Annotated in this window: 7 protein-coding genes and 1 tRNA gene; all 8 read left to right on the top strand. The window is 44.3% G+C overall.

Annotated elements, in window-relative coordinates; all coding sequences use genetic code 11:
* Positions 1 to 72 precede the first annotated feature (72 nt).
* The 8 genes from FBF61_RS19810 (at position 73) to FBF61_RS19775 (ending at position 15,027) form a co-directional block, all read left to right on the top strand.
* Positions 73 to 3,129: a serine hydrolase domain-containing protein gene (locus FBF61_RS19810; RefSeq protein ID WP_138480539.1), complete on the top strand. Its 3,057-nt coding sequence runs from the start codon at positions 73 to 75 to the stop codon at positions 3,127 to 3,129.
* A gap of 76 nt (positions 3,130 to 3,205) precedes the next feature.
* Complete coding sequence (locus tag FBF61_RS19805; protein WP_138480537.1) at positions 3,206 to 6,865, top strand: Ig-like domain-containing protein; 3,660 nt, start codon at positions 3,206 to 3,208, stop codon at positions 6,863 to 6,865.
* 117 nt (positions 6,866 to 6,982) lie between these two features.
* Entirely contained in the window at positions 6,983 to 7,399 is a 417-nt protein-coding gene (locus FBF61_RS19800) for a nucleoside deaminase (RefSeq protein ID WP_138481294.1), read from the top strand.
* Between the two features lie 63 nt (positions 7,400 to 7,462).
* Positions 7,463 to 8,068: a superoxide dismutase gene (locus FBF61_RS19795; RefSeq protein WP_138480535.1), complete on the top strand. Its 606-nt coding sequence runs from the start codon at positions 7,463 to 7,465 to the stop codon at positions 8,066 to 8,068.
* A gap of 115 nt (positions 8,069 to 8,183) precedes the next feature.
* Positions 8,184 to 8,259 (top strand) — tRNA-His (locus FBF61_RS19790).
* Between the two features lie 248 nt (positions 8,260 to 8,507).
* Positions 8,508 to 9,728, top strand: coding sequence for a site-specific integrase (locus FBF61_RS19785; protein WP_138480533.1), 1,221 nt, complete (start codon positions 8,508 to 8,510; stop codon positions 9,726 to 9,728).
* Positions 9,729 to 10,391: 663 nt separating this feature from the next.
* Positions 10,392 to 14,054: a hypothetical protein gene (locus FBF61_RS19780; protein WP_138480531.1), complete on the top strand. Its 3,663-nt coding sequence runs from the start codon at positions 10,392 to 10,394 to the stop codon at positions 14,052 to 14,054.
* A 157-nt stretch (positions 14,055 to 14,211) separates the two neighbouring features.
* Positions 14,212 to 15,027 carry a hypothetical protein gene (locus FBF61_RS19775; RefSeq protein WP_138480529.1) on the top strand — a complete coding sequence of 272 codons (816 nt, stop codon included), beginning with the start codon at positions 14,212 to 14,214 and terminating at the stop codon, positions 15,025 to 15,027.
* The last annotated feature ends 111 nt before the right edge of the window (positions 15,028 to 15,138 follow it).

Raw genomic sequence — 15,138 nt, 5'->3', positions numbered from 1 at the left:
TGGTTAAACTATTATAAGCGTGTTGAAAGCAGTATTGCCCAATATTCCCTCGTTAATATCAGTGATTTGAATATGAAAAATTGGTTGTTCAACCGGTTTCGTTTGGTGGTTGGTATCGTTGTACTGGTTATTTTGACCTCGGTGGTTTCCGTTGCCTGGAAGCTTATTACCATCAAAACAAAACCGACCAAACTGGAAGCTCCTGCTATGGCAGAGAAGAAGACCATTGCGCCGAAAAAGCGCATTGATCCTGTTCTGGTGCTCCCCGAAAACGAATGGGTGGACAGCACGTTGAAGTCACTTTCCATTGAGCAAAAGATCGGCCAGCTTTTTATGGTCGCTACATTTTCCAACCGGGACGAGGCCCACTATCGGTATATCGATCGCCTGATCAATGAGTTTCATATTGGTGGGCTGATCTTCTTTCAGGGCGGTCCCCTGGGCCAGGCCCAGCTCACCAACAGGTACCAGTCAATTTCGAATATCCCGCTTTTCATCGGCATTGACGGGGAGTGGGGACTGGGCATGCGGCTCGACAGCACTATTTCATTCCCTAAACAAATGGTGCTCGGCTCCATCCAGGACGATGAGCTCGTATACCGTATGGGCAGTGATATTGCAAAACAATGCGCACGCCTGGGTATTCATATCAATTTCGCGCCGGTTTCTGATATCAACAGCAATCCGGCTAACCCGGTGATCGGTATACGTTCTTTTGGCGAAGACAGAGAGAATGTTACACGCAAGGCAATTGCCTATATGAAAGGCCTGCAACACAACCGGGTCATTGCCACTGCCAAACATTTTCCAGGACATGGCGATACCGACGCCGACTCACATTTTACCCTGCCTGTGCTTGGTCATTCCGCCGAGCAAATGAAGGAAACGGATCTGTACCCTTACAGACATATGATCGCAGATAGCCTGATGGGTGTATTGAGCGGCCATTTATACATACCCGCTCTGGATAATACACCAAATCTTGCAAGTTCTTTGTCGGAAAAAGTCATCACCGGCCTTTTAAGAAAAGATCTTGGTTTTCGCGGGCTGGTATTTACAGATGCCATGAATATGAAAGGCGTGCTCAAAACCGGTCGTGCCGCCGAAGTGAATTTGAAAGCATTGGTAGCCGGAAACGACGTGCTGCTCTATCCGGAAAGCATAGCAGAAACTGTGGCAAAAATCAAAGATGCTATCAATCAGAGGATTATCAGTGAAAAGATCATTGATGATAAAGTCAAAAGAATCCTTCAGGCGAAATACTGGGCCGGGCTTAGCAGGTATAAGCCGGTTGATACGACCAATCTTTACACAGACCTGAACAATGAAAGCAGCAAGGAGCTTTACCGCGAACTTTGCGAAGCTTCGGTAACTGTAGTCAAAAATGATAACGGTATCCTGCCGATAGGTTCGGTAACAGACCTTAAAATGGCTTCGGTAAGTATGGGTGAAGGTAGCAGCTCATCTTTTCAGCGAATGCTTTCGATATATAAACCTACCCGGTCTTTTACTTTCTATGACGGCCCTTCTAGCCAGGAACAGATCACAGAGATGCTCGGCTACCTTGAATCCTACAACACAGTAGTGGTAGATGTGCATGGAATTTCGTCAAATCCGCGCAGGAACTACGGTATCACTACGGGCATGACGGATTTTGTAGGTCAGCTGAAACAGCAGGGCAAAAAAGTGATTCTTTGCTTGTTCGGTACGCCTTATAGTATCCAATATTTCCCCGAAACCGATGCTTTGATCTGCGCCAGCCAGGATGGCCGGGACCAGCAGGAAATTGTACCTCAGATCATTTTCGGAGCGCTGGAATCGCAGGGAAGGCTGCCTGTTTCGGTACTTGGCTATAAATCCGGCAGTGGGGTCAGTACTAAATCTGTGAACCGGATTGCCTTTGGAACACCGGAGAGCGTGGGTATGGACGGTTTGATGTTAAAGAAAATCGATCAGATCGCCACCGCAGCTGTGGACGACCGCGTGTTTCCGGGTTGCGAAGTTTTGGTGGCAAGAAGAGGTAAAATTATTTATGAAAAACAATTCGGCGGCCTTAACTACCGGACAGCCGAACGTGTTACTCCTGAAACGATTTACGACCTGGCTTCGCTGACCAAAGTTTCGGCTACGTTACAGGCTATTATGTTGCTCTACGATCGCCAGCAAATTGATCTTGATGCAAAAGCTTCAATATATCTCCCTGAACTTTCCGGTACCAGCAAGCAAAATTTTACGGTTCGCGACCTTTTGCTGCATAGGTCGGGGATGATATCGTTTTACCCCTCATTATGGGAAAGAACAAAAACCAGTGCCGGCGGCTTGCTTCCTGAATATTACAGTTCGAAAGCCGATACTTCCTACTATCTGCAGGTGGCGCCTAAGCTTTTTGCAAAAGGTGCATTGCGGGATTCCGTCTGGAAATGGGTGGTACAATCGCCTATGAATAACAGAAAAGAGCGGGCCGGATACGGATATCTGTACAGCGATCTCGGGTTTCTGACTTTACAAAAAATCGTTGAAAAGGTCACTGGCCAGCCCCTGGATATTTTTGTTTCGTCCAATATTTATGAACCGCTCGGCTTGTCCTATCTTGGTTTTAACCCGTTGCGCCGCTTCTCAGAAAAACAGATTGCGCCGACCGAGCAGGATTACCGGTTCCGCGGTCAATTGCTTCAGGGTACCGTGCATGACCAGATGGCAGCTGTAGTTGGAGGGGTTTCCGGCCATGCAGGATTGTTCGGTACTGCCCGTGACCTGGCGGTACTTTTTCAGATGAACCTCTGGAAAGGAAATTACGGAGGCACAAAGTTCTATCAGGCCGCTACCGTCCCCTTGTTTTCAAGAGTTTATGATGAGTCCCACCACAGAGGCTTAGGCTGGGACAAGACCCCTCTGGATGGAAACAGCTCTTATGTATCGGCTCAGGCTTCTGTGAATTCGTTTGGTCATACCGGCTTTACGGGAACCATGGTTTGGGTAGATCCAGAAGAAGATCTTGTGTTCGTATTTTTGTCCAACAGGGTAAACCCTGATCCCGAAAACACAAATATTACTACGCAGCGTACCCGAAGAAAAATACAGGATGTTGTATATAGTTCGCTGATCGAACGTAAGAGCGAGGTACATTAAATGTGGTGGAAGGTATTTAAAAAATATCTCTAACTTTACCAGTCAATCGGTAGCGGAAAGATATTTAGACAGATACATGAAAAAAACATTTATTAAAAAAGGAGTTTTTACCTGCATAGCCACCATTTTTGGAATAGTTTCTTCACTAGCCCAAACTATCACCACAGGGCTTGTTACACCCACAACAGTCTGTGCCGGAAGCGACATCTCAGTCGCATTTACCACAACCGGAACATTTGCTTCCGGTACTGTTTTCACTGTTCAGCTTTCAAATGCAGCAGGAACATTTGGTTCTCCTGCCACTCTCGGGACCGGCACTGCAACACCCATTAACGTAACGATACCGTCTGCCACAGCAGCCGGAGCGGCATATAAAGTGCGGGTTATTTCCGTAACCCCGGCGGTTACAGGTTCCGCCAGTGCAGCTCTGAAAGTAAATGCAGTGCCCGGCCCTCCTACCGGAACTGATGATGTGGTTTATACAAAAGGCGCAGTAGCTGAAGTACTCGATGCTACCGGTACCAACCTGAAATGGTATAAAGACGCCACCGGCGGAACCGAGTTGGAAACCGTGCCAACACCTCAGACAACCACAGTAGGAACAACCAGCTATTATGTGACGCAGACCATTGCGACTTGTGAAAGCGAGCGGGCAAAGATCGACGTGATTGTTAACTGTCCTACTGTTGCAGCTCCTACTGCTACCAATAAAACATATACTGTCGGAGACGATGCTGATCCTTTGACCGCAACTCCGACAACCGGTTTGCACTGGTATAAGCAGGCTACCGGCGGCACAGGTGAAACAACCGCGCCTACACCAGAAACAACCGCTGCCGGAACAACAAGTTACTGGGTATCCCGCATTGTTGACGGATGCGAAAGTGCAAGGACGAAGATTGATGTGGTTGTATCATGCGCGCCGCCGGCTAAACCCACCGTTACAAATAAGACCTACACAGTAGGTGAAACGGCAACGGTATTAACAGCGACAGGTGTCACGGGCGCTACATTTAAATGGTATGAAACATTAGGTGGTACAACACCGCTTGCTTCTGCACCCACCCCTTCGACAACCGCCGTCGGCAGCAGAAGTTACTTTGTGACACAGACTGTAGGCGGATGTGAAAGCGCAAAAACTGAATTGATCGTAACTGTTAATGCATGTGTTGCACCGGCCAAGCCCACCGTTGTTTCACCGGTGAATTATTTTGTCGGAGATGCCGCAATTGCTTTAAAAGCTACCGCTTCAAGTGGCGGGACGCTCAATTGGTATGGTACGAACGAAACGGGAGGAACCCGTTCCGGTACAGCTCCTACGCCATCAACAACGAGTGACGGAGAAACTTCCTATTACGTGAGCCAAACTATCGGTGTATGTGAAAGCCCGCGTGCTAAAATTGACGTCGTTGTAACCTGTAAGGTTATTCCCAAGCCAACGGTTGGTGTAATTGCAGCTGTGTGTTTAGATGCCAATGTACCGGCAACCGTTTTATCGAATGCCGTAACACCTAAGACAGGCTTACTTTGGTACAAAAATGAAACTGGTGGAGTGGGATCGGCTACTGTGCCAACCCCAGACACTGAAACTGCCGGTACAAAGACCTATTACGTAAGCCAAACGGTTAGTGGATGCGAAAGCGCTAGACAAGCAGTTTCGATTGTAGTGAAAGCTACTGCGGCTCCGGTAGTTACAGCTCCTGATCCATATTGCCAGAACGTTAAAGCTACTGCGTTGACAGCAACCGGTACCGCATTAAAATGGTATACTGTTGCTACGGGGGGCGCAAGTTTTGCAACTGCCCCGACCCCGCAAACGACCACTGCCGGCACAACCAGCTATTATGTAAGCCAGACTGTAACAGGTTGTGAAAGTCCTCGCGCCAAAATCGATGTTGTTGTAAATCCGATACCAGCAGCCGTGACACTTACAAATGAGGTTTTATGTCAGGAAAGAGAGAATGAAAATTATTCTTTTCCTGTAAAGGCCACCACCGGAAATACACTTAACTGGTACACAGCTGCCACCGGCGGAACTCCATCCAAAACCGCACCGTCAATCAATCTTAAAACAGCTGCAACTTCCACCTTTTATGTTACTCAGGTTACAGCAAAAGGATGTGAGAGTTCTGAGAGGGTTAGTCAGAAAATCCGGGTAAAACCGTTGCCAGCACTCCCTGGTGTAGACAAGCCGCTGATCGAATACTGCCAGTTTTTGCCGGCACAACCTCTGACCGCCACACCGTTGGCTACTGCCACACTTAACTGGTACGGTACTGACGCAACAGGCGGTACATCTTCCGCTGTGGCTCCGGTACCTTCCACTGAAACCGGCGGGACCACTTCTTTTTATGTGGCGCAAACTCTAGAAGGATGTATCGGTGACCGTGCCAAAATAGACGTGAAAATCAATACAACCCCTAAACCTGCCACTACGACCTACCTGGCATATTGCCAAAATGAAGTGGCACCGGTTCTTGATGCGACCGGAACGATCTTAAAATGGTACCGCGAAGCAAATGGTGTTGACTGGCAAGGTGTTCCGTTTACGCCTTTTACCGAAAAAGTACAGGATTACTCATTTTATGTAACGCAGACTGGCACAAATGGCTGCGAGAGTCCGAAAGAAGAAATCAAGATTCATATCAAGTCACTGCCTTCGGCGACTATTTCGGGCAACTCGAATATTGATCTCGGACAAACGGCTACAATATCCTTGAAATTTACCGGAGATGGTCCGTGGGGATATGTTTTGTCAAACGGCATTACAGATACAACCGAGCAGGAAACGCAGCCTGTACAGGTGAAGCCGGCGGTTACTACTACCTACAGGGTAACGGAAGTTTCCAACGCATGCGGTAAAGGATTACCCATCGGAAGCGCTGTCGTAACTGTCAAGGTTCCGACTATCAGCTCGGGTAATCCATCAGTTGCAGAAGTTTGTGCTGGAAAAACCTTTACCCTGCCATTCCAGCAATCGGGTGATTTTCCTCCGGGAAATACATTTAAAGTGCAGATTTCACCGGAAAACGTGGATGGCAAATTTTACACCATTAACTCTGTGGCAACGGCAAACCAGGTAACAGCTACTTTTCCTGATACCACCACAGGAGGCAGTTATTTTGTGAGGGTGATCAGCTCGGGAACAGATCCTGACTATACGATAAAAGGCAGTGTGAGCGCCATAACCATTACGGCAAGTCCGCTACCAATTGGAACAATCACCGGCGCGCAGACAATTCTCGTAGGCGAAAGCGCGACACTTAAGGTTGAATTCATAGGGAAATCGCCCTGGACATTCACATTGGCCAATGGTACAAAAGACTCATTGATTACTGCGGCTATTTCACCTTATTCCTTCGAAATCAGCCCCCAAACCACTACAATTTATACTGTTAAACAAGCTGAAAACGGATGTGGCATCGGGAAAGGAGCAGGTTCAGCCCGGGTACAGGTAGACCCTATATTGGGCATTGAACCATCAACACCTTCCAATTGGGTAAAGGTCTATCCTACCCTGATTGAAGAAACGCAATGTACCATTGAACTAAATATTCCTGTTTCTCCAAAAGAGGCCACCATAGAACTCATTGATATGAACGGTCGGTCGAGATCAGTTAAACAGATCCGCCAAAAAACCACGCAGTTCAATCTATCAGGCTATCCCTCCGGATTGTATCTGATCAAAGTGAAAAATGGCAACCTGAGTGCCGTTCAGCGCATACTGAAGCCTTGAAGTAATTTACAGTAAATAATACCGGGACATTTATTGCGAAGCGATGGATGTCCTGTTTTTTTAACCCGACCTAAGAAGAGCGTGAATATCCAGGCCGACATTCTTGATAACTATTTCATGGCAGAGGCAATGCGTATGGCTGAGCTTGCCTATGAGGAAGGAGAGATACCCGTAGGGGCCGTGGTTGTCATCGGTGAGCGCATCATCGGTAAGGGTTATAATCAGACCGAAAAGCTTAATGATGTCACGGCACACGCGGAAATGATCGCGATTACAGCCGCCTCCGACAACCTCGGATCGAAGTATTTGCAGGACTGTACATTGTATGTAACGCTTGAACCCTGCGTCATGTGTGCCGGCGCGCTTTACTGGACACAGATGAAGAGGGTGGTCTTCGGGGCATCAGACGACAAACGTGGTTTTTCGAGAATTGGTAAGGTTATTTTACACCCCAAAACCAAGCTGACAAGCGGAATTCTGGCCGCCGAATCGGAAACCTTGCTGGTCAAGTTTTTTAAGCAATTAAGAACATAAACCGCTTTTCTGCTGTTAACCAACTATTGTACTTTTATCCATTAACCAATAAACTTTATTAAAATGGCATTTACACTGGATCCCTTACCTTACGCGAACAATGCATTAGAACCACATTTTGATGCATTGACCATGGAGATACATCACGACCGTCACCATCAGGCCTATGTTACCAATTTAAATGCAGCAGTAGCAGGAACTGAATTGGAAGGCAAAAGCATAGAAGAAATTATTGCGAATATCAGCAAAGCCCCGGCACCAGTTCGTAACAACGGCGGTGGTCACTGGAACCACGCATTTTTCTGGAAATCGCTTTCCGCCAACGGCGGTGGTGAACCAACAGGCGAGCTAGGCAAAGCCATCACAGCGAAATTCGGATCATTTGCAGCATTCAAAGACGAGTTCAAAAAAGCAGCAACAGGCCGTTTCGGTTCAGGCTGGGCATGGTTGATCAAAACAGGTGATGGCGTAGCCATTACTTCTACACCAAACCAGGACAACCCATTGATGGACATTGCGGAGACAAAAGGAACGCCTATCATCGGTTTGGACGTGTGGGAACATGCTTATTATTTAAAATATCAAAACAAGCGCCCGGATTACATCGACGCATATTGGAACGTAGTAGACTGGAAAGCTGCTGACGCTCTTTATGTTGGAGCGAACTAAGGGTTAAAAATATAGATATAGGTTTGGAGGTTGAAAAAAAAGTGCACATTTACTCTTGCAACCTTCAAACCTTTTCCTACTTTTGTATCCTCGAAAGGGGTTTTCCCCTCAGAACGGAGGTTGTAGCTCAGTCGGTTAGAGCGCTAGATTGTGGTTCTAGAGGTCGCGGGTTCGAGACCCGTCTCCCTCCCTTGAAATAAGTTCAAAGTCAAACAAAATGCCTGTAAATCAATGATTTGCGGGCATTTTCGTTTTTCAGATCATATCAAAAAATGCAAAAATTCCCATGTTTTCCAGCGTCATTCGTGTAGTTCAACGCTTGACGAAAAAAGACGCTGGAAAATGCCCGTAAGTTTCTGATTGACAACCTGTTTACGCCGTAAACATCTTGTTTGGAAAGGCCGGTAACGCGATATTTAACCACTTAAATGCTAGCGTCATGTTGGAAAAAACTTTCGGCCTGTTTTTCTATTTAAAACAAGCCAAGAATCAGAAGGACGGTTTACGTTACGTTTACCTCAGAATTACCGTCGATGGCAAGCCCGTCGAAATGTCCACAAAACAACTTTGGAGCCCCGCAAGGTGGAATGTGGATGCAGGCCGAGCCATCGGCCAAAAAGAAGACACCCGCACGCTCAATGCCTATCTGGACATGTTGAGCTCTAAAGTTTTTCAGGCAAAGAAGATGCTGATCGAGGATGACAAGGAATTAACAGCCGAAGCATTAAAGAATGTTCTGCTTGGTAAGAGCAATGAGACTCGCACTATCCTTGAAGTCTTCCAGCGCCATAATGAGCAAATGGAAGCGCTTGTCGGCCAAGAGTTCGCCCCGCTCACCTTGAAGCGCTACAAGACCGCCAAGGAGCATACAGCTTCCTTCATTAAATGGAAGTACAAGAAGGATGATATGGCGATCAGGGACTTGAATTATGAATTCATTACTGAATTTAATTTCTGGCTTCGTAGCGCACGAGGTTGTAACCATAACTCAGCGATCAAGTATATGAGCAATCTGAAAAAGGTTGTGCTGATCTGCGTCAATAACAAATGGTTGAAGAAGGATCCGTTCCAAGGGTTCAAGCTGACGAAGAAGGAAGTTGTGAAGAACCCGCTATCCAGGGACGAGCTCAAACGACTTACCGAGAAAGTGTTTGAAGTCGAAAGGATCAGCCAGGTGCGGGACATCTTTCTATTCTGCTGCTACACTGGGCTAGCTTATGTAGATGTGAAGCAGTTGAAGACAACGGATATTGTTGTCGGCATCGATGGCGAGCCTTGGATTGACACCACCCGCCAGAAAACGGATGCGCCTACACGTATACCGCTGCTGGATACAGCACTGGAAATTATTGAGAAGTATAAGGATCATCCTCAATGCTGTGCTACTGGCGTTGTGCTTCCGGTTCTGAGCAATCAGAAGATGAATGCGTATTTGAAAGAGATTGCTAGCCTGTGCGGGATTTCCAAGACACTTACTTTTCATATCGCCCGGCATACGTTTGCCACTACGGTGACGCTGAGTAATAAGGTGCCGATTGAGACGGTTTCAAAAATGCTCGGGCATCGGTCTTTGAAGCAGACTATGATTTATGCGAAAATATTGGATGTGAAGATTAGTGAGGATATGAAGGGGTTGAGGGAGCGGTTGAAGGTGATGTAGTCGTAGGAGCGAAACGCCAGGTTGGGAAACCTGGCGTTTCGCCTACCGCAAAAAGAGTATACCCAACATATCATATTATTTTATAACGAAATATTATTTGGTTGACAAGCTTTTGAAACTAGAATTTTTTTACTATTCAGGGTTTTCAATAAGTTCTCTGAAATTTTGAAAACACTGCTAAAAGCGTAAAGCTCTGTCTTAAATCTTCGATAGCTGAAAAGTGCAACATGTATTAGCAGTATGTACAACCAGCGAAGACCGCATGAAGGGCTCGGCAATATGACCTCTTTTGAATGGGAAAGAATTGCTGCTGAAAAAAGAAATACAAGAACAAATGGCTGTCTGAAAAATGGAGTACATACAAGCTACCTACGTTTGCCACACTTTCATTACTGCCGACCGTCTCCGACTGTGCTTCCAATCCCAGGTAAGAGTCGGTTAAAGGTAAATTTTAACTGTACATTGAAGCCCATATACTCATATGTAGGTGTATTTAAATAATTATGAAAGTGTCATGCGTCCTTCTACCGAATGCAATTGTAGCCTTGAGGATTAGTTGGTAAACAAATCAATTTTGCAAATGCCCTTGATCTGTCAAAATAATTCTTTGTAAATTTCCAAAAATCATAAAATTGATCAATACAAAAGGAATTTTCAACCCTCATGGCTGCTCCAACAAAAGAAAAAATCATTGAACAATTTAACCTAAGCATTGATGCTCTACGAAAAGCGCATGCCGCATCAACCATAAATGATCTTAATTCTGTATTAAATGAAATAGCCCTGTCGGGGGGCTATATCTATCAAACCTTGGAGTGGTTTTTGAAAAATTATCTGTATTCAATTTTTCCAGACCCTGTAATTCATTCTTCACAGCATGGGATAATTGAGGCACCCAGTTTTCCTACTAAGGTTAATTTGTTTGTAGCAAACGCATCACCGACAATTTCAGCTACCGGTATAGATGTCACAACCATTAAGGAGCTTAAAGCAGCAGTAAGAAATAATACAGAACACTCCGGCATTACACCTCACTACAATTCTCTTCTAGTTGTCCTTGAGACGACTAGAAGTTTACTTGAAACATATTTGAGAGTGCCTCCAATTCGACTTGAAAATCTACCAAATGTCCAGCCCATCAAAGTTGACACATCAAATGAATGGTTAAGCTTTTTTACCGCTGTCGAAAATTTTAGCAAGGAGTACAATTATATCTTAATCACTGATTTGTCGAAGGATACCCAGAACACAATTACGCCACTGGGATTAGTTGATTGGAACGCCGTTATTGATCTAGACCCGAATTCTGAGATATCAGGCTTTCATTCGATCATTTCTAGTGATTTAACTTTAAGAAGGTCTATTCATAAGTACACCTTGAATGATACACTTCCTTCGTCATTTTCACAGGATTCCTGCTACTGGATTTTTGCAAATGGATTAACTGGAAGGATTAATACTCATTTCCCTGCTTTAAGATTCTGGAATAGCCATTATGCCACTTTTTTGAACAGAGTATTTAGTAAATTACAATCATCGATCTCCTCAAAACCCACCATTGTAATCGTTCTTACTGATAATTCGGCGTTTGCCAGTGAAATTTCAAAAATTATTTTCAATTCATTTACGGTTAGTGCAAGGTTCGTGTTTGCAGTTACGGATCTCAATAGGTATTTGACATTTGCTGAAGAGTATGAAGGCGTCCAGGTTGAAATCAATGTTTCTCAAATTGCCACCGGATTATTAACTATCGGAAGATATTTTAACCCACTGTTAAGCAAAGACGAGATAATAATTCCCCACAAAAACTCAGGCTTCGCTCATATTTCGCACCCCAATTACGTATGGCTAAAGGAAGATCTTGAGCTATTGCACAGGAATCTACTAGATGACGTGGATGAATCAGAAAGGGTTGACTTCTACAAGGGTGGTAAAATCAGCTGGAAGGGCCTGATGCTAAACTATGATTTACAAAGAGATTACAATTCAATGTTAGAAGCCAGAGTTGACAAAAGCCTTAGGGAAAGGACTGCAAGGATGATATCTCTTTTTCACTATCCCGGTATCGGTGGAAGCACGATTTCGAGGCATGTAGCTTGGCAATTTAAGGATCGGTATCCTGTAGCTTGTTTGAAGACTTATCGACCTATTGAAACTATCAATAGAATTTATGAATTATTCCAGTTGTCTGCACTGCCGCCGTTAATATTAATGGATAGTGAATACATCGGTACAGAATCGCGCAAGAGGATTTTAGACGAGGCTTTGATTCGTAGTTTTCCTGTTACATTTTTAGAAGTTCAGCGGAAGGTGGTGAAGCCCAGCCATCTCACCTCGGATCAGGTGTACGTAACAGAAGTACTTTCTGATAATGAGGTTTTTGTATTTGCTAAATCGTATGGGGAACTTGCACCCGACAAAAAATCTGAACTTAATGGGATAATTAAGTCACCATTAATTCAAGAGAAACATCCGCTTTTTTTTGGTCTAACGGCATTCGAAGATAATTTTCGTGGACTTCATAATTTCGTTGAAAGTGCACTTGAAAGTGCGACGAACGAGCAAAAGAAGATAATATCATTTATTTGCTTTGCGGGTGTTTATGCACAGAAGGCAGTTCCAGCGCAGAGCTTTTGCAGCATTTTAGCGCTCCCGGAATCACAAGCAGTGAAATTAGAGAGTCATATACACGAGCTATTGCTTCATTTAATAGTTCGTGAAATTGATTATTCGTGGAAACCGCTACACTACTTGATTGCAAAAGAATTCCTTAAGACAATATATGGTGTCTCCCTAGAACAGATGCGGATTGGCTTGTCAGATTTATCTATCGAATTCATGGAGCTGATTGGCAACCGAGCATCAAAACCAACGACAGCAGAGTATGATCTATTGGACAGAATTTTTATAGGGCGTCACGATGAAGATGGTGAAGACGAAGATGAAAAACAGTTTTCCAAACTGGTGAGGGAAGGACTCTATGACGAGAATGCAAGGCTGCGTGTTTTCGTTAGACTGACTGAGGTGTTTCCTGACAGAGTCCATTATTGGAGCCATCTAGCACGTTTCTATAATTTAGTAGTTAAGGATCAAAATAGCGCCCTAAATTGTATTGACACAGCTCTTGAGCTTGATAGTGTTGAATTTAAAAGTAAAGATTCAACATTATATCATATAAAAGGCATGATTTTGAAATCTCAGGCAGCAGCATTAATGCAAAGAAATTGGCACAAAGCTGTAGCTGATGTCCTGGATATGACTACAATTAAGAACTTGATAACGCATAGTAATGAACAATTTGAGGAATCAAGGCGCTTAAATATCAATAGTGATTACGGTTACATTACAGACATTGATGCTATTACCCATTATCTAGACTTCAAGTTCAAGAAATCCAGTTTTCAGGACCGTTCCAAGTTTCTTGCCAATCTTGATAACTTCGACCTTAAATTATTCACTAAGGCGCGCATGTTATTGGAAGAGGTACGATCAAAACTGCATCATAACCCTGACGATTTTTACTATGTCAGGGCGCGAAATAAGCTTCAAGAGTATTTCAACAATTATAGCTCAATCATCCAATCATGGCAAAACTTACTTTCAGCAAACACTACTGTAGACAAATCGGCCATACGCCAGAGTCTTGCCCATGCATATGTTAGTCGTGCAAATGGTTGGGACAAACTTGACGCAAAGGATCTCGATAAAGTCTTACGCCTCCTTAGTGATAATGTAAGTCAAGAACCTGGTAATGGGAGGAATATTTTTTTGTGGTTCAAAGCCGCCCGTTATTCCAGTTCGCTTAAGGTTACTGATGTACTCCCAAAGTTAGCCCAATGGAAATCTTCGGATCAGTCTATCGAAGCAAGCTTTTATTTGTCAATACTATATGTTATTGAGGCCATTGATGGAAATTCTATATCGGCTAAAATGGCGGCCAATCTAATAAGAGAAGTGAGTGAAAAATCACGATCATATCCCTATCGTGCCTATGTCTCCGAATGGTATGGTAAGGGCTTGGAACTCGCACGCATCAAGAAGAGAAGTGTTGTGGTCTCTCGAGACGAAGGTGATCGAGAGCTTACGTTTGAGATGAGTAGTGTAAAGTTGGTGAATGGAAAAATAGCCATCATAAAAGGCCCTGAAAGCGGAGAAATTGAATTTGCTTCTGGCTTAATGGCATATTTTGTTCCGGCAAGAGCAGATGGAGGCAAAGGATTCGTCAAAGGACGGGATGAAAACAAGGATGTTACATTTATTTTAGGCTTTTCTTATGATGGATTAAGGGCATATGGTGTTAATTCTGAAGCTACAATCGGCTTGTGAAAGCTCTACATTTACATCTGCGTTGATTTGTTCTGTCTTGAACGTCATCTTATTGTTTGGACAGGCTACCAAGCGTTACAATTGTAGTCGAGTGAAAAGGCAATGGATCGCTGGGATCAGGCTAACTAGGCATTGCTGTGCCACAAATTGAAAATGGATGAACTATATCAATGAGAAGTACGTGCACAACCTTATTGGCAATCACTATTCACTAGGTATCAGACATTTAATCAAGCTGCTCGAACAACTTTTGTCTGATCTTGAAGTTGAAGGTGACCCTATGCCACGACAATTACTGAGACATAATTTGTCAGGTCATCGGAAGCGAGATCTGAGCGAATTTGCAAAAGTCGATGTCGACGTTGTTATAGAACTTGATAACGCAAGTAGGAAAGTTTCTGTTGATTTGAGGGACTACAGAAAGTTTACGGAGTTTCAGCGCACTTTTGAAGAAAGGCGTGTTGTATTGCATATTGTAAATAAGCATTCTGAAAAGACTACCTGGGTGATTCATCTTCCCTTGCAGGCTATCATGAAAGGATTTGGAGATCCTACCGAAGGCTACCAATGCTACTCGCATGCTATCACAATGCTCGATGAAAACGGCAAGGTGCGTGGGAACGAGATGTTTTATTGTGGGATTACTTCGCGTAGCTGGTTAACTAGAATGGCAGAACATTTCAGAGAAATAAATAGTGGCAGCAATAAGCTTTTTCACAAACAATGGCGCGAGTTTCAAGGTAATACATCTGTAATGTTAAATTCCGAGCTTATTGCATTAAACCATAGTTACGACGCTGCTATGGCTTGGGAAGAGTGGATCGTTGATCGTTATATGAGCGAAAATTGTTCATTGAATATGATTCCGGGAGGCTTTAAGGGGCTTAAGTACTTGCACAAACTTGGCTACTTATCGAGGCTAGATTCAGTCTCCTTCCAAGATCGAGAGGCCGCTATTGAAGCCTTACCCTAATGAGGACAGTGTACGTTTAGACTTTATCCATTTCTAGTTTCTTGACAAACGTTGCCGGTGCTAAGCCAGCCAGTGCTTGATGCGGATGAAAGCGATTGTAGTCTTCCATCC

Origin of the sequence: Dyadobacter bucti (assembly GCF_005869225.1) — a bacterium.
GTDB lineage: Bacteria > Bacteroidota > Bacteroidia > Cytophagales > Spirosomataceae > Dyadobacter > Dyadobacter bucti.
The sequence above is the reverse complement of the archived record's forward strand: the minus strand, read 5'-3'. Positions and strand labels throughout refer to the sequence as shown.